This window comes from Alicyclobacillus acidiphilus NBRC 100859, from assembly GCF_001544355.1.
GTDB classification, from domain to species: domain Bacteria; phylum Bacillota; class Bacilli; order Alicyclobacillales; family Alicyclobacillaceae; genus Alicyclobacillus; species Alicyclobacillus acidiphilus.
Window position 1 is genome coordinate 35782 of the sequence record NZ_BCQI01000017.1, and the last position, 15517, is coordinate 51298.

The 15517-nt window shown below is 56.2% G+C and carries 19 protein-coding genes; 16 read left to right on the forward strand and 3 right to left on the reverse strand.

Translation table 11 applies throughout. The features are described from left to right. The first annotated feature begins 52 nt into the window (after positions 1 to 52). Positions 53 to 139: a stage V sporulation protein SpoVM gene (spoVM, locus tag AAC01S_RS20215; protein WP_067621319.1), complete on the forward strand. Its 87-nt coding sequence runs from the start codon at positions 53 to 55 to the stop codon at positions 137 to 139. A gap of 98 nt (positions 140 to 237) precedes the next feature. On the opposite strand, the gene rpmB is transcribed toward spoVM, so the two are convergent. After that, on the reverse strand, positions 238 to 429 hold the full coding sequence (gene rpmB / locus AAC01S_RS18750; RefSeq protein WP_083511633.1) for a 50S ribosomal protein L28: 192 nt from the start codon (positions 427 to 429) through the stop codon (positions 238 to 240). 181 nt (positions 430 to 610) lie between these two features. On the opposite strand from rpmB, the gene AAC01S_RS08790 reads away from it, so the two are divergent. The 6 genes from AAC01S_RS08790 (at position 611) to AAC01S_RS08815 (ending at position 6873) form a co-directional block, all read left to right on the forward strand. Beyond that, positions 611 to 967, forward strand: a complete 357-nt coding sequence (locus AAC01S_RS08790) for an Asp23/Gls24 family envelope stress response protein (protein ID WP_067621320.1) — start codon at positions 611 to 613, stop codon at positions 965 to 967. Between the two features lie 105 nt (positions 968 to 1072). Further along, positions 1073 to 3115 carry an ATP-dependent DNA helicase RecG gene (recG, locus tag AAC01S_RS08795; protein ID WP_067621321.1) on the forward strand — a complete coding sequence of 681 codons (2043 nt, stop codon included), beginning with the start codon at positions 1073 to 1075 and terminating at the stop codon, positions 3113 to 3115. Between the two features lie 83 nt (positions 3116 to 3198). Continuing rightward, positions 3199 to 3399: an alpha/beta-type small acid-soluble spore protein gene (locus tag AAC01S_RS08800; protein ID WP_067621322.1), complete on the forward strand. Its 201-nt coding sequence runs from the start codon at positions 3199 to 3201 to the stop codon at positions 3397 to 3399. Between the two features lie 175 nt (positions 3400 to 3574). Further along, entirely contained in the window at positions 3575 to 4417 is an 843-nt protein-coding gene (gene asd, locus AAC01S_RS08805; RefSeq protein ID WP_067621323.1) for an archaetidylserine decarboxylase, read from the forward strand. A 143-nt stretch (positions 4418 to 4560) separates the two neighbouring features. Continuing rightward, positions 4561 to 5709, forward strand: a complete 1149-nt coding sequence (locus AAC01S_RS08810) for an NAD-dependent epimerase/dehydratase family protein (RefSeq protein ID WP_067621324.1) — start codon at positions 4561 to 4563, stop codon at positions 5707 to 5709. A gap of 9 nt (positions 5710 to 5718) precedes the next feature. Next, positions 5719 to 6873: a glycosyltransferase family 4 protein gene (locus AAC01S_RS08815; protein WP_067621325.1), complete on the forward strand. Its 1155-nt coding sequence runs from the start codon at positions 5719 to 5721 to the stop codon at positions 6871 to 6873. On the opposite strand, the gene AAC01S_RS08820 is transcribed toward AAC01S_RS08815, so the two are convergent. Both AAC01S_RS08820 and AAC01S_RS08825 read right to left on the reverse strand, forming a co-directional pair. Beyond that, a complete protein-coding gene (locus AAC01S_RS08820; protein ID WP_067621326.1) occupies positions 6855 to 8246 on the reverse strand; it encodes an amidase in 1392 nt (463 codons plus the stop codon). The genes AAC01S_RS08815 and AAC01S_RS08820 overlap by 19 nt on opposite strands. A gap of 42 nt (positions 8247 to 8288) precedes the next feature. Then, complete coding sequence (locus AAC01S_RS08825; RefSeq protein ID WP_067621327.1) at positions 8289 to 8936, reverse strand: CBS domain-containing protein; 648 nt, start codon at positions 8934 to 8936, stop codon at positions 8289 to 8291. A gap of 357 nt (positions 8937 to 9293) precedes the next feature. On the opposite strand from AAC01S_RS08825, the gene rsmD reads away from it, so the two are divergent. From rsmD to fabG, 9 genes are all read left to right on the forward strand, one after another. After that, positions 9294 to 9872, forward strand: coding sequence for a 16S rRNA (guanine(966)-N(2))-methyltransferase RsmD (gene rsmD, locus AAC01S_RS08830; RefSeq protein ID WP_083511636.1), 579 nt, complete (start codon positions 9294 to 9296; stop codon positions 9870 to 9872). A gap of 11 nt (positions 9873 to 9883) precedes the next feature. After that, a complete protein-coding gene (coaD, locus tag AAC01S_RS08835) occupies positions 9884 to 10363 on the forward strand; it encodes a pantetheine-phosphate adenylyltransferase (protein ID WP_067621328.1) in 480 nt (159 codons plus the stop codon). Between the two features lie 21 nt (positions 10364 to 10384). Next, positions 10385 to 11233 carry a patatin-like phospholipase family protein gene (locus AAC01S_RS08840; protein ID WP_083511637.1) on the forward strand — a complete coding sequence of 283 codons (849 nt, stop codon included), beginning with the start codon at positions 10385 to 10387 and terminating at the stop codon, positions 11231 to 11233. After that, complete coding sequence (locus AAC01S_RS08845) at positions 11230 to 11733, forward strand: YceD family protein (protein WP_067621329.1); 504 nt, start codon at positions 11230 to 11232, stop codon at positions 11731 to 11733. The genes AAC01S_RS08840 and AAC01S_RS08845 overlap by 4 nt, the downstream gene beginning before the upstream one ends. A gap of 36 nt (positions 11734 to 11769) precedes the next feature. Continuing rightward, complete coding sequence (gene rpmF / locus AAC01S_RS18755) at positions 11770 to 11946, forward strand: 50S ribosomal protein L32 (protein WP_083511638.1); 177 nt, start codon at positions 11770 to 11772, stop codon at positions 11944 to 11946. 247 nt (positions 11947 to 12193) lie between these two features. Next, complete coding sequence (fapR, locus tag AAC01S_RS08850) at positions 12194 to 12781, forward strand: transcription factor FapR (RefSeq protein WP_067621330.1); 588 nt, start codon at positions 12194 to 12196, stop codon at positions 12779 to 12781. Beyond that, positions 12778 to 13776: a phosphate acyltransferase PlsX gene (gene plsX / locus AAC01S_RS08855; RefSeq protein WP_067621331.1), complete on the forward strand. Its 999-nt coding sequence runs from the start codon at positions 12778 to 12780 to the stop codon at positions 13774 to 13776. The genes fapR and plsX overlap by 4 nt, the downstream gene beginning before the upstream one ends. 40 nt (positions 13777 to 13816) lie before the next feature. After that, positions 13817 to 14773, forward strand: coding sequence for an ACP S-malonyltransferase (gene fabD, locus AAC01S_RS08860; RefSeq protein ID WP_067621332.1), 957 nt, complete (start codon positions 13817 to 13819; stop codon positions 14771 to 14773). Next, positions 14770 to 15510, forward strand: a complete 741-nt coding sequence (gene fabG / locus AAC01S_RS08865) for a 3-oxoacyl-[acyl-carrier-protein] reductase (protein WP_067621333.1) — start codon at positions 14770 to 14772, stop codon at positions 15508 to 15510. The genes fabD and fabG overlap by 4 nt, the downstream gene beginning before the upstream one ends. The last annotated feature ends 7 nt before the right edge of the window (positions 15511 to 15517 follow it).

Genomic DNA, 15517 nt, shown 5'->3' on the forward strand with positions numbered 1-15517 from the left:
TGAGGGTTTGGACTCGCTCGGACAGTCTGGTGCAGGTTGGACGAGGGGGGAAGTGGTCTTGAAAGTTTATACCATCAAGTTGCCGCGATTCTTGGGAGGCATTGTGAAGGCTGTGCTCGGAACGTTTACGAAGGACTAGTCATCATCTCGTCGGTGGGAACATGGAACGGGTCGTTGGTCTCGGCGATAGAAAAAGCACCCCATGGGTGCTTTTTCTTTGCCCTCTTTTAGACAACTTTAGACAGCACGCGTCACCTTGCCTGCTTTCAAGCAGCGTGTGCATACGCGAATTCGCTTTACTGTCCCGCCAACATTGGCTCTTACCACTTGAATGTTGGGAAGCCAACGACGCTTGGTCAGGATGTGCGAGTGGCTGACCTTGTTACCGACCTGAGGTCCGCGTCCGCAAATTTCACACCGTCTTGCCATGCGAACACCTCCTTACCACGGCGTCCATAATTTTTTCGCAATAACATCCGGTTCGATCGCGAAATTGACCCTGCCTAGCTTAGCATATTGGCCCCGATACCGCAACCATTCTTCCTGTGACAAGTTGGTTTATAGTACAATGGAGGCAAATCTCAGTGCACCATGAGTCGGGAGGGTCTCCATGTCAAAAACATTTGAGACACAGTATGGAACCGTTTCTGTGGCCGAAGAAGTCATCGCGACAACAGCAGGATTTGCGGCCATGGAATGTGAGGGGCTTGCATCGATGGCATCCCGACGTCAGGTGGTTGATCGGCTCACGGAAGTGTTTGGCCGGGACAATCCGGGGCGCGGCGTTGAAGTGCGACTGCCTAATAACGATGAAGTGCATGTCGATCTGTTTGTCGTAGTCAATTACGGCGTCAACATCTACGAAACTGCCCAGACAATCCGCCAAAAAGTCCAGTACGTGCTTGCCGAAAACGTCGGGATCGACACGGCAACTATCAATATATACGTCCAGGGCGTCAAGTTTTGATGACATTTTTGGATCACACTGAAATGAGCGTTCGGATTCGTGCGGCGGCGGCTGCTTGCATGCGGGCGCTGCCTGGTTCGGACGACCGGTTTGGAGTGCGCGGGTTTGGAATTGAAACAGCTCTCTGTTCGCAGCCTGCCTGGCGTCGGGCCTGCCAAGGAAAAGTCCCTGGCGGCGCTTGGGCTATATACGGTGCATGATTTGTTGCACTATTTTCCGTTTCGATTCGAAGACCGCACACCCCGCCCCCTGTCGCAATGGGCAGACGGCGACAGAGTCACGGTGCGCGCGACCGTAGCGGGCGAAGCTGTCATTCGTTGGCGGGGGCCAAAATCGATGATGACGGCTCGGCTTCGTGTGGATGGTCAACAGCTGGTGTTGGGGACGTGGTTCTCACAACACTATTTGAAGCCTCGCTTGACGGACGGCCGCATGGTTACGGTGAGCGGCAAATGGAACGCGGAAAAACGGATCATCGTCGTTTCGGAGACGTCGTTCGACGCGGGTTCCAATTACCGCATGAATGGATTCTTGCCGGTATATCACGGGACGAAGGACCTTGGTTCCAAGCAGATTCATCAGCTCATCGTCAAGGCCCTCGAACTCCATGCGGATCATTTGGCGGAAATCCTCCCCTTCGGTCTCGTGCAGAAGTATAAATTGTGGAGTCACCGCGACGCCGTGATCGCGATGCACCGTCCGAAAAGCCAGGAGGATCTCCGGCAGGCCCACCGGCGCTTGGCGTTCGAAGAATTTTTGCTGTTTCAAATGCAATTGCACTGGTTTCGTATGCATCGCGACGAGCCGACAGGCATTGCCCGCGACGTCCCTGCGGACGTAATGGAACGATTTCGCGAATTGCTCCCGGCGGATCTGACTGCCGCTCAGCAGCGTGCGACACAGGATATCCTGAATGATATGGTCAAGCCCAAGGCGATGGCCCGCTTGATTCAGGGAGACGTCGGCTCCGGGAAGACGTGGGTCGCCCTGTTTGCCTGTTACGCGGCGTTCCGATGTGGCGATCAGGCGGCGTTGATGGCGCCGACCGAAATCTTGGCCGAGCAGCATTACAAGGAAGCGGAAAAAGTACTGTCGAAGGCGGGCGTCGAAGTTCGCCTGCTGACTGGCAGCGTGTCGTCGAAGGAACGTTCGTCGATTCTGGCCGATCTCGCCGCTGGGCGAGTGCACGTGGTCGTGGGCACGCACGCGCTTCTTACAGACGATGTTCAGTTCGCTCGTTTGGGCTTGATTGTCACAGACGAACAACACCGGTTTGGCGTATCGCAAAGGTCGACTTTGCGAAGCAAAGGCGTGTTTCCCGACGTTCTGATGTTGTCGGCAACCCCGATCCCAAGGACGCTGGCATTGGCTGTCTATGGGGATATCGACGTGTCCACACTCGACGAATTGCCGAAAGGCAGACAGCCGATTCAGACCATCGCGTTCTCGATGAAGGGTGAAGACGACGCGCTTCGCTTGGTCAGGAAGGAATTGAGCCTCGGCAGACAAGCTTTCATCGTCGCGCCATCCATTGAGGAATCGGAAACCCTCGACATGGCGGCTGTGACGGAACTGTATGAGCGGATGAAGGAAAAGCTCGCAGGCTTTTCCTTGGGTCTGCTGCATGGGCGCATGAGCGCGAAGGACAAAGACGCGACCATGCGAGCGTTTCGCGACAGGGAGATTCAAGCGCTCGTCTCGACGACGGTTATCGAAGTCGGGATCGATATTCCCAACGCAACCATCATGATGATTTACAACGCCGAACGGTTTGGTCTGGCCCAACTGCACCAATTGCGCGGACGCGTGGGACGCGGACCGCACAAGAGCACGTGTATCTTGATTGCCGAGGCGAACCACGACACCGCGAGGGCCAGAATTCAGACGATGGTCGAGACGCAAAATGGTTTCGACATTGCCGAGAAGGACTTGCAACTGCGAGGACCAGGCGAATTTCTCGGCGTGAGACAGAGCGGTTTGCCGCAATTTGCGGTTGGGGACATCGTGCAGGACCAGAATGTCATGGCAGTCGCTCGGGAAGAAGCAAACGCATTGCTCTCATCCGATACCTTCTGGCTGTCTCCATCGACCGCGGCACTCCGGGAAGCTATTTCATCGCTGCCGGATTCAGCGCTCTATCGGGATTAAGCGCTTTGGTGGACACAAATGGCAATTATAAATCTCCACTCCCCGAACATACTAGGTGTACCACGAAGGGGAGGTGAAACAGCATGGCGAATCAAAGCGGTAGCAATCAAGTATTGATCTCGGGTGCAAGCAAAGCGCTCGACCAAATGAAGTACGAAATCGCTTCGGAATTCGGCGTGCAGTTGGGTGCCGAAACCACAGCTCGTCAAAACGGGTCTGTCGGAGGGGAGATCACGAAGCGGTTGGTGGCGTTTGCCGAGCAACAACTCGCAGGCGGCCGCTAAGTGCACCTCTTTTGAAATGAAAAAGGGCTGGCGTAACGGCCGGCTCTTTTTCTTTGTGTGCTCTGGACATACAATGGGGTACATATCGACGAGTCACGTTACATAAGGTGGTGGGTGAGGCGGCGGCATGTGCGTGGCCGCGCAACCTCAAGGTCTCGCCAATTGAGGACATACGATGAAAAATGCGCTTGCGGTTGTTCTGCTGAAAATGTTTCCAACATATATGTATACGAAGTGGCTTGGACGGTTCGTCGAAACCCCGTTCAGTCGATTCTTGATCAAGCAGTTTGTCGCTCACTATCAAATTGATCTGACGGAAGTCGACAGTTCCCCGTCCAATTTCCAAACGTTTGGCGCCTTCTTCCGGAGAACTCTCAAAGCGGGAGCGCGTCCTATCGCCGAAGGCGTTGTGTCGCCAGTGGATGGCCGCGTCCAGGTGATCGGATCGCTGCCGTCCGATGGAACGATGATTCAAGTCAAAGGCAAGGCGTACCGCCTGTCTGAGTTGGTGTCGCAAACTGGTGACGACCTGAATCTGTTTCTGGGGGGCTCGTACATCACGGTGTATCTGAGTCCGCGCGACTATCATCGAATCCATGCGCCGATGGCGGCCACGCTGCGGAAGTATGTACACGTTCCTGGCACGCTGTTTCCCGTGAACGCCTTCTCGGCCAACCATATCGAGCGGTTGTTTGCGAGAAACGAACGGACCGTCGGCTGGTTTGAGTCGATGTATGGTCCGTTCATCATGGTGATGGTGGGCGCGGCTGGCGTTGGCACCGTGCAGCTGTCGTTCGATCCAAATGTGAACACCGCCCGTCGCAGGACATGGTATTCGAAGGAGTGCCGTCAAACGTTTGAACGAGGCGATGAAGTCGGTTATTTCACCTTGGGTTCGACCGTGATCGTGTTGTTTCCCAACCAGGTCGAGGTGAAATGGCTGGTCAAGGCCGGCGATCGGGTCCAAATGGGACAGGCCATCGCGCATGTACAGGCCCGTCAGCCGACTGTCGAGTAGGCTCTGAGCAAGGTTTGAGCAAGCTTGCAGCGAGGTTACAATGACTGACAATCCCTTGCTGGGGTTGCCGGGTACCCGGAAAACTTGTACATTGTTAAGGGAGTAACTAGCGTTTATATGAATTGTTGGGGTGAATTGTCGACGTGAAGATCATAATTGCCGGCGGTGACGGTTTCTGCGGATGGCCTACTGCACTGTATTTCTCACAACGTGGACACGAGGTTGCCATCGTAGACAACTGCATTCGTCGTGAATGGGACAAGGAGCTCGGAACACAGTCTCTGACGCCAATTGCGACTATGGAAGAACGTTTGCGCGCATGGAAAGAGATTTCGGGAAAAGATATTAAGTTCTATTTTGGCGACTTGCAGGACTATGATTTTGTAGAACATATTTTTAAAGATTTCGAGCCAGAGGCGTTTGTTCACTATGCGGAACAACGATCCGCTCCTTATTCGATGATCGATCGCCAGCACGCGGTCTTCACTCAGGTGAACAACGTCGTCGGAAACTTGAACGTTCTTTTCGCGATGAAGGAGCACGCGCCTGATTGCCACCTGATCAAGTTGGGTACAATGGGCGAGTATGGAACGCCGAACATCGATATTGAAGAGGGCTACATTCGCATCCAGCACAAGGGGCGCGAAGACGTGCTTCCCTATCCGAAGCAGCCGTTCTCGTTCTACCATTTGTCGAAGGTGCACGACAGCCACAATATCATGTTCACCTGCCGCTCTTGGGGCATTCGCGCGACCGACCTCAATCAAGGTGTCGTGTATGGCTTGTGGACGGATGAAACAAAGCTGGATGAGCGCCTTTACAACCGGATCGACTATGACGGGGTATTTGGCACGGCGCTCAACCGTTTCTGCATTCAAGCAGCCGTTGGGCACGAGTTGACGGTGTATGGCAAGGGTGGTCAGACACGCGCGTTCCTCGACATCAGGGATACGCTGCAATGTATCGAACTGGCGGCTCTGAATCCTGCCGATCGCGGTGAATTCCGCGTGTTCAACCAATTTACGGAGCAGTTCTCCGTGTTGGAACTTGCACAACGCGTACAACGTGTGGCTGCCGACATGGGCATCGAAGCGAAAGTGGCTCACCTCGAAAATCCGCGTGTGGAGAAGGAAGAACACTACTATCACGCGGTGCACACGAAGCTGTTGGACCTGGGACTTCAGCCGCACCTGTTGTCGGATGAGTTGATTCAAGGATTGATCGAAACAGCGCAACGCTATCGTGATCGAGTTGATTTTGAAGTCATTCGTCCGAATGCGACTTGGAGGTAAGGGATAGCCATGCGAATCGCGATGTTTACGGAGACGTTTTTGCCGTCGACCGATGGAATTGTGACACGACTTTGCGCCACGCTCAAATACTTGGAGCGAAAGGGTCATGAAGTGTTGTTGTTTGCTCCATCTGGGTCGCCGTCAACATATGCCTCCGCGACCATCGTGGGCATTCCAGCCTACCCGTTCATTCTCTATCCCGAGAAGCGTTACGCCTTGCCGATGCCGCGCATCGGACGCCGCATCAAACAGTTTCGGCCGGATTTGATTCACGCCGTGAATCCGGCGTTTCTTGGTATCGGCGGCGTCTATTACGCCTGGAAGTTTCGGCTTCCGTTCATCGCATCCTATCACACGAACGTTCCGGGATACGCTCGGCACTATAAGCTGGATTTCCTTGAACCGGCCTTGTGGTGGTACTTTCGAACGCTGCACAACCGGGCGCACCTCAACCTCGCGACGTCCAAAGCGACGTTGCGGGAATTGGAGGAACACGGGTTCCTCAATCTCGATTTGTGGGAACGCGGCGTTGATGTCGAGTTGTTTCAAAGTGCGAAGCGCTCTGAGGAAATGCGCAAACGGTTGGCGCCAGGCGCCGGCCCATCCGATCCCGTTCTACTCTACGTCGGACGGTTGGCTTCCGAGAAAAATATCGATCGAATTCGGCCGTGTCTCGACGCCATTCCCAATTTACATCTCGCCATCGTAGGGGACGGGCCATACCGCCCCGACTTGGAGCGCATTTTTGCTGGAACGAACGCCCATTTTACCGGCTACATGCATGGAACCACGCTGGCCGAAGCATACGCTTCCGCAGACGCGTTCCTGTTTCCGTCGACGACGGAAACGCTGGGTTTGGTGCTGTTTGAGGCCATGGCCGCAGGGCTTCCAGTTTTGGCGGCGGACAGTGCGCCAACGCGCGAAGTGCTGGAGGACGGTCGGGCAGGGTTCATCTTTGATCCGACTTCGACGGAGTCGATGATACAACTCGTCAAGGACATGATTTCCAATTCAGAGCGGCGGGAACAGGTTCGCGCCCGCGGTTTGGAAATCGCCCAGACGCTCGACTGGGACGGGCCCAGTGAGCAGCTTCTGGGACATTACGAGAGAGTGTGTCAGATGCACGCGCTGGTGCCGTCGCCGGTTCAATCCCCCACTCGATAAGGCAAATACGATTCAATCCATGCGGCCACGCGCAGGAGATGTTCGTCTCCGTCGCGTGGCCCTATGATTTGCAGGCCGATTGGCATGCCTTCGATTGTCCCGGCGGGAAGAGTGATAGCCGGCAGACCGGACAGATTCCATGGATTTGTGAACCGGGTCAAGAGCTGGCGCACTGGAACCGGGCCCGATGGAAACACAATCTCTGCGGTGCCAATCCGCGGCGCGGTGATGGGGGTCGTGGGCATCAAGATGCAGTCGACTCGTTCAAACCACGTCTCGAGCTGAGACGCAAATGATGTCTGGAATGCTTTGCTCCCAATATAGTCCTTCGCCGAAATGAGTCTGCCTGCGGATAGGCGTTCTCGGATATCTTTGCCGTACACATCCGGGTTCGAATCCAGTTGGTCCGCGTGCACCGCATAGGCTTCCGCGCTGATGATGTTCCCCTGATGACGCGCAATGACTTCACCATCGAGTTCCACGTTGGCACTGTTGCGAATCACGCCGTCGTGGCTCATCTTCCCAATCAAGTCAATGAACCAAAGAGCCACATCGGCTCGCGCGTATGTCTGGATAAGCGAGTTCGGTATGCCTGCGCGTATCGACGAACCAGGAGCACTCTTCGCCCGAGCCACAGAACGACTGAGTCGATGGCCGCCGATAGCCGCCATGATATCGGTGAGGAGTGCCGCGTCGAAGACGGAGGTGGTGAGTGGTCCGACGTGATCGAGAGATGGTGCCAACGGATAGACCCCTGTTGTCGGAACGAGTCCGAAGGACGGTTTGTATCCGACAACGCCGGTCAACGACGCGGGAATGCGCACGCTGCCACCGGTGTCTGTGCCAATGCTTGCGACGGCGAGGCCTGCGGCCACGGATGCGGCGCTGCCACCGCTGGAGCCTCCCGTGATTCGCTCTGGATCCCGCGGGTTGCGGGCTGGGCCGAAGTGTGGATTCTCGTTGGTCACACCGAACGCGAATTCGTGAAGGTTGGTTTTTCCGAGGACGATGGCGTGCTCTCGCTCAAGCCGTTCGATCACGGTCGCCGTCGTCGTCGGCACGTTGTTTCGAAAATGCCCGTTTCCATACGTGGTCGGAGCGTATGAAGTGTCCAGCAAGTCCTTGATGGACAAAGGGGCACCCGCGAGTTCCCCAAGCAGCTGAGGCTGTTGCTGTCTGACGGCGTCGACAGTCGCGGCGGCTCGTCTGGCTCGTTCTTCACAAACATGCAGATACGCGCCAAGACCGGGGTTTTCTGTCTGGATGTGGCTCAGGCAGGCATCGACCACGGTCGTTGCGCTGAGTTCCCCCGTCATCATCGCTGATCGCAAGCCGAGCAAACCGAGCTTGTCATCCGCCGTACTCAATTTCATGACTCCTCTCGTCGTACGATTCTTCGGTGGTGGTCGTGGTGCTTAGGATATCGCCTGGCGATCTGCGGAGTGTTCCACGACCAAAAATCCGGACCGCTCGAGCTGGTCAATCAGTGCGGGAACCTTTGGCGACGGATGCACCTTGAGAATCAATCGCCGATTCAGATTGCCGCCAGCGTCAAATGGCACGCAAGTCACTACGTCGATCCCGAGTCGATGCGTGATGTTGAACAGTCGTTCCAAGACGCCCTCGACTTCTGGCACGCCGAGGATCAGGCGAACGCAAGGCATATTCTGCGCGAATACGACGGCAAGCGATCGTTGTACATCGCTGCGTTTCACGATGCCAAGGAGTTTGTCGCCTTCGACGATGGGGACGAATGGAATGCGGGTGATAATTTCGATGGTATCTTCAAACCAGTCGGAGAGTGTCAGCTTGGGAACGTCTCGGAGGACACATTCGACGACAGGCTTGTTCAAAAATTCTTCAATATCACCGTCCGGAAACGTGTCTCTCTCGAGCAGTTCAAACATACTTCGTTTGCTCACCAATCCCAGAAACCGATTTTCTTCGTCGACGCAAGGCAAACTCAACAAGCTGCCCATTTTCTGAAGCGCGGCGCCAACGGTATCCGTCGGATGCAAAAGCGTCAGGTGTTGGATTGGCGTCAGGCAGTTTCGGATGAACATGTGCATCCACTCCCCCGTATTTTGATGCCATTATACTATGTCTACAGGAGTCTGGGAGAACTTTGTGTGCCGCCTGAACAGAGAAGAATCCCACGCCCGGGTACGCGTGGGATCCTCTTGTGCCACCCCAAAGGATCTGCACAAATTCTGGGAGAGGAGAAACCGGAGGAAGAGTGGATGGGGATTGTCTCTTCACACGCGGTCGCCTACAACAGCTATCGCCGTTGGTATTCCTATTCTCTCCCTTTGCGTCGCAGATTATACAAGAGTCATGGCCGATGTGTGACATGACTTTGTCTGATAAAAACACGTGTGTTAGTGTGAACCTATACGATATTGTCGAAGTCTGCATCTCGATTGTCCAAGAAGGCGGAGAACAACGTGCGAGTCATCGCGGGAAAGTGGAAGAAATTGACCTTGCAAGTGCCGAGCGGCGGCGCGACTCGACCTACGACGGACAGAGTCAAAGAGTCGATGTTTAACCTGCTGCCTCACCAATTGGACGGACATGTGCTCGATTTGTTCGCCGGCTCCGGCTCCCTTGGGATTGAAGCGTTGAGCCGCGGCGCGACGAACGCGATCTTCGTGGACAAAGACGGCAAAGTGTTACGCACGCTTCGCGAAAATCTGCGGCGCCTTGGCTGCAAGGACGAAGCGCAAGTGTGGCAAATGGATTGGCGGCGGGCTGTCGAGCAGTGGACCCAGTCTGGGCAGCCTATGTCATGGATTTTTCTCGATCCGCCGTATCGGATGAATCTTTGGGAGTCCATTCTCGAGGTGCTGCCCATTGAACTGGTGCACGGCGGAGTCGTCTGTGAATCGCCGAGATCGGTCCAATTGCCAGAAACCATCAACGGTCTGTCGCAGACCAAGGTAAAGGTCTACGGAGATATCTCCGTGTCGATCTACAGGCCGTGGCGGCAGCCTTCAGAGTGAGGAGTTGCGTCATGCGGCGAGTTTTGTATCCAGGTACGTTTGATCCGATTACGTACGGCCACATCGATATCTTGAAGCACGCCTCGTCCTTGTTTGACGAAGTGATCGTCGGCGTGTTTCACAACCCTGGCAAAGTTCCCTGGTTTCCGACGGAGACTCGCGTGGCGCTGATTCAGGAAGCTGTTCGCGACCTGAACAACGTTCGCGTGGATTCCTTTGAAGGTTTACTCGTAGACTATTACCAGAGGGAGTCGTGCGACGCCGTGATCCGAGGCATCCGCAACAGCCAGGATTTGCTCGGCGAGATGGCGATGGCGCATATGAACGCGTCGCTGCTCCCAACGATTCGCACGATCTTCGTGCCGACCTCCGCCGCCAACGCCTTTGTGAGCTCGACGTTGGTCAAGGACGTCGCGGCGCATGGCGGGGATGTCTCGCACTTCGTGCCTCCTTGTGTTTTGCGCGCGTTGGCAGCCAAATTGAACGGATAACGATTCAAGGGGGCGCACGATATGTCGAGTGTGCGAGTCGGTTTAGCGCTCGGGTCCGGTGGTGCCAAAGGGTTTGCGCACATCGGGGTCATAACTGCCTTGGTCGATCACGGCATTCCGATTGACGCCATCTCGGGATCGAGCATGGGCGCGCTGGTTGGCGCCGTCTACGCGATGGGGGCGAGTCCCGGCATGATGCGCGGCCTGGCGGTCGGTTTGAAGCGGCGGCACTGGCTGGATTTGACCGTCCCGAAGATGGGCTTGATCCAGGGGGATCGGGTGCGCGAGGTCGTCGCTCTGATGACGAGACATGGGCGGTTCGAAGACACCAAAATCCCGTTGTCGATTGTCGCGACGGACCTCGTCCAGCGCAAACTGGTGGTGTTCCGCGAAGGGATCATCGCGGACGCGGTCCGCGCCAGCATTTCGATTCCCGGGGTCTTCGTGCCAGTGGTGCGCGATGGCGCAGTCTATGTCGACGGCGGCGTGATCGAACGCGTGCCTGTGCAATCCGCTTGGGATCTCGGCGCCGATGTCGTGATTGGCGTCGACGTGTCCTGTACGCCGCCTGGGACGATTCCGAATTCCATGGTCGACGTGATCATGCAGAGTCTCGGACTGATGCAGGACGAGGTCTACGCCTTGCGTTCGACCTCGCAGACCGTTTCGGTCATTCCGGAAGTGTCGCATATCGGCACGTCGCAATTTGGCAGAGCCGCCGAGGCCATCGAGCTTGGCTATCAAGCTACAGTCGCTCAACTCCCAGCCATCGAAGAGGCGATTCACAAAGCGAAGCGACAAGTGGTCGACGCGAACGAAAAGCCGCTCCGGCTGGCAACGGAAGACAGCAGAGAGGGTGCCATCAGTTGAAGATAGACGTAAAACCATTCATCCGCGAAGGTGAGCTGATCCGGGAAGACGACGTACGTCTCAACCGGATCGCCGCCGCTGTCGTCGACGTCGAATCGCTGGAGGACGTGCACGTCGAAATCAAAGCGACGTATCAGGAGCCGTTGATTGTCGTTGACGGCACCATCGACACCGTCGTGCACTACACATGCAGTCGATGCCTGACGGCGTTCTCCAGACCGCTCTCCACCGATTTTCATCAGCTCTACACGACCGACGCGAATCGCGCCGACGACGACATTCGCTGGGTCGAGGGCGACGAGATCGATCTCACGCCGGAGCTGGAGGAAAGTATTTTTCTGGCGATAGACGAGCGTCCGCTGTGTCGAGAAGACTGTCTCGGGCTGTGCCCGTCGTGCGGTGTCAATCACAATGAATCCACCTGCGCATGCGAGACGGAGACCGTCGATCCCCGTTTGGAAGCATTGAGGGGCTTGCTTTCTGATACTCCTTCGGAGTAAGATATTCGGCGGTAGTCTGTAAAGGGGGTGTCTCGTGTGGCAGTTCAACAACATCGTAGTTCCAAAACGAGAAAACGTCTGCGTAGAACGCATTTCAAGCTGGAAAAGCCGACTTTGGTCACCTGTCCGCAATGCGGAGAATATAAGCTCCCGCACCACGCTTGCAAAAATTGCGGCACCTATAAAGGACGAACGGTTCTCACGGTCAAGTAATCCATATCGCGAGCGAGGCTGTCCCGTGCACAGTTCACATTGCACAGGGGCAGCCTCTTTGTCATGGGTGCCAAATCTCCGCGAAAGAAAATTGAGTTGGAAATCCGCGCCCTCTGGGCGAACGTTTGGAGATGTCGTCGACTGTCATAGACTGAGGAGGCAAATCCATATATTATTATTATGTGGTATTAAGTGAAGCAGCCTTGCACCGGAGATCGATTGGTGGATTTGAAAGAGGGTATTCGTTCTGAAAAAATCCGAGCGCAGGTACGCGCTTGTCTCACTTCTTGAACAAAATCCATTTGCGACGGATGAGCAGCTCGCGGAAAAATTTGGCGTAAGCATTGCGACGATCCGACTGGATCGGAGTGCTTTGCACATTCCCGAGGTGCGTGAACGCATACGCAGAGTCGCTTCGGACCGACGGGACGATTTGCGATCGTTGGACGAGCAAGAGTTAATCGGCCGGCTCGTCAAGCTGGAGCTGAATCGTTACGCCGAATCGGAATTGACCATCCAGGAAGCGCATGTGTTTCGTCGGACGAACATCGTTCGAGGACACGTTCTGTTCGCGCAAATTAACTCCTTGGCCACCGCACTCATGGATGCCGATATCGCACTGACAGCCAAAACCGAATTGAGGTTCTATCGGCCTGTGCGCCTAGGTGAAGTGGTTCGCGCGCGGGTGGATGTCATCGGGGAGCACGGGGACGTCGTTCGTTGCCGGGCGGTTAGCCATGTAAACGCGGAAGTCGCGGTGGAAGGCGTTGTTTGGGTACAGAAGGATCCAGCCAATCTCGGAACGGAGTTTATCGATGAGGGGGAAGCCCAGTGATCACTATGGTCGTGGATGCGATGGGCGGGGACTACGCACCGAATGCACCAGTGGAAGCTGTGCTCCAAGCGGCGCGAACGTTTTCAGATACGCACTTCATCCTCGTCGGAGACGAGAAACAAATCGCCCAATGCGCGAAGGAAGCCTATCCGAGCAACGTGACGGTGAGGCATACGGATGTCGTGATTTCAGGAGAGGATGAGCCCGTCCGAGCTGTCCGCCGCAAGCCGGAATCTTCGCTGGTCCTTTGTGCGTCGATGGTTGCGAATGGCGAAGCGGATGTCATGGTCAGCGCAGGCAATACCGGAGCGATCATGGCCGCCGGCATGCTCGTCATTGGGCGGCTGCCGGGGGTTGAAAGGCCTGCGCTCGCACCGATTCTGCCGACGTTTGACGGCAGGGGCGTACTGCTCTTGGACGCGGGTGCGACGATGGACGCTTCGGCCGAAAATCTGTTGACCTACGCGTACATGGCGGACGCGTATGTCAAACACGTGCTCGATATCGACAATCCGCGGATCGGCCTGCTCAACGTAGGCACCGAGGAATCGAAAGGCAACTCGGTTGTCAAACATACATTTTCCCTGCTTTCACAGTCGAATTTGAATTTTGTCGGCAATGTCGAAGCCCGGGAAATGATGACTGGCGAAGCGGACGTGGTTGTCTGCGACGGCTTTGTCGGCAATGTGGTGTTGAAGCTCGCTGAAGGGATTGGGCTTGGACTGTTTTCCGGAATTCGGGATATCTTGACCAGCTCGTTCCAGTCGCGTCTTGGCGCCATGCTCGTCGGCGGCAAGCTGCGTGAACTTCGCAAACGCTACGATTGGGCGGAGCATGGCGGTGCACCGTTTCTCGGCGTCAATGGAGGGTGCATCAAGGCGCATGGCAGCTCCAATGCGAGGGCTTGGTTTATGGCGCTTTCGCAAGGCAGGAAGTTTATCGTCAGCGAGCTGTTGTCCAAGCTGACATTTGCCATGGAAGAGCGCGAAGAATGAATTTGGACGAATGTCTAGCTCGTTAGGGAGATGAATACATATGAAAACGGCGTTTGTCTTTCCTGGACAAGGCGCGCAGTACGTCGGGATGGGAAGCGAATTGCTGTCGATGTCGTCGGCGGCTCGGATGGTCTTTGAAGAGGCGGATGAGACGCTCGGTTTCCAATTGACGAAGATGGTGCTCGAAGGGCCAGAAGACACGCTGCGCCTGACCTACTATACGCAGCCCGCTCTGCTTGCGATGAGCGTCGCCGTCCTGCGCGCGCTGCAAGAGCGCGTCGACGTCAGGCCCGCGGTTGCTGCTGGGCACAGTCTCGGTGAATATTCCGCGCTTGTCGCTGCGCAAGCCATCTCGTTTCGCGACGCCGTGGCGCTCGTATACCGCCGCGGCCAACTGATGGACGAGGCCTTGCCTGCAGGAACTGGCGCGATGGCAGCCATTCTTGGCCTGGACGAACGGCCGTTGCTGCAAGTGTGTCAAACTGCCGCGCAAGAGACGGGGGAAGTTGTGGAGATCGCCAACCTGAACTGCCCTGGTCAAATCGTGATCTCCGGCACGGCCCAGGCCGTTGCGAGAGCTGGAGAACTGGCGAAGGAAGCCGGAGCGAAGCGGGCGATCCCGCTCGCGGTCAGCGGACCGTTCCACTGCAGCTTGATGCGTGCGGCGGCGGACGATTTTGCGGCGTTGATCGACAGTACCTCCATCCGCGACGCGCAGCTGCCGGTCGTCGCAAATGTGGACGGGCGTGCTTACACCGCGGCGCAGGATATTCGCGATGCGCTGAAGAAGCAGCTCTACAGCCCCGTTCGTTGGACGGACGACGTATTGACCATTCGCGACATGGGTGTGGATCTCGTCGTTGAACTGGGACCTGGAACCGTTTTGTCGGGATTGATTCGCAAAATCGATAGAGGACTTGAAACGTTGCATATCGAAGATCCTGGAACGCTCGCAGCAGTTTGTGAGCGGCTTTCCGCTGAGGAGGCAGGGCGTTGAGCACAGGCAGGGTATCGATTGTGACAGGCGCTTCGCGGGGAATTGGCCGAGCCATCGCCATCGAATTGGGCAAAGACGGCGGAAACGTCGTCGTCAATTACCAGGGGCGCAGCGAAGCGGCGGAGGAGACGGCGGCCGCCATTCGCGCCAACGGTGGACAAGCGCTGGTCGTCCAGGCGGACGTGAGCGTTGCGGCTGACGTCGAGCGGTTGGTCGCTGCCGCGTTGGATGCGTTCGGACAGATCGACGTGCTCGTCAACAACGCCGGAATCACCCGGGACGGCTTGTTGATGCGCATGAAGGACGAGGATTGGGATGCGGTGCACAACACGAATTTGCGGGGCGCGTTTCTGCTCATTCGCGAAGTGACTCGTCCGATGATGAAGCGGCGTCAAGGTAGCATTATCAATATTACGTCCGTGGTCGGCCAGATTGGCAACGCCGGACAGGTAAACTACTCCGCGGCCAAAGCGGGGTTGATTGGATTGACCAAATCGGTCGCCAAGGAACTCGCGTCGCGAAATATTACGGTAAATGCCGTTGCTCCTGGGTATATTGAGACAGAGATGACGCAAATGCTTGGAGAAGAAGCGGCGAACGCGATGCGAGCGGGGATACCCTTGGGCAGAGCCGGCACGCCGGAAGATGTAGCCGCTGCTGTCGCCTTCCTGACATCGAGCAAGGCTCGGTATATCACCGGCCAAGTTCTCAATGTCGACGGCGGCATGGTCATGTAGTATACTG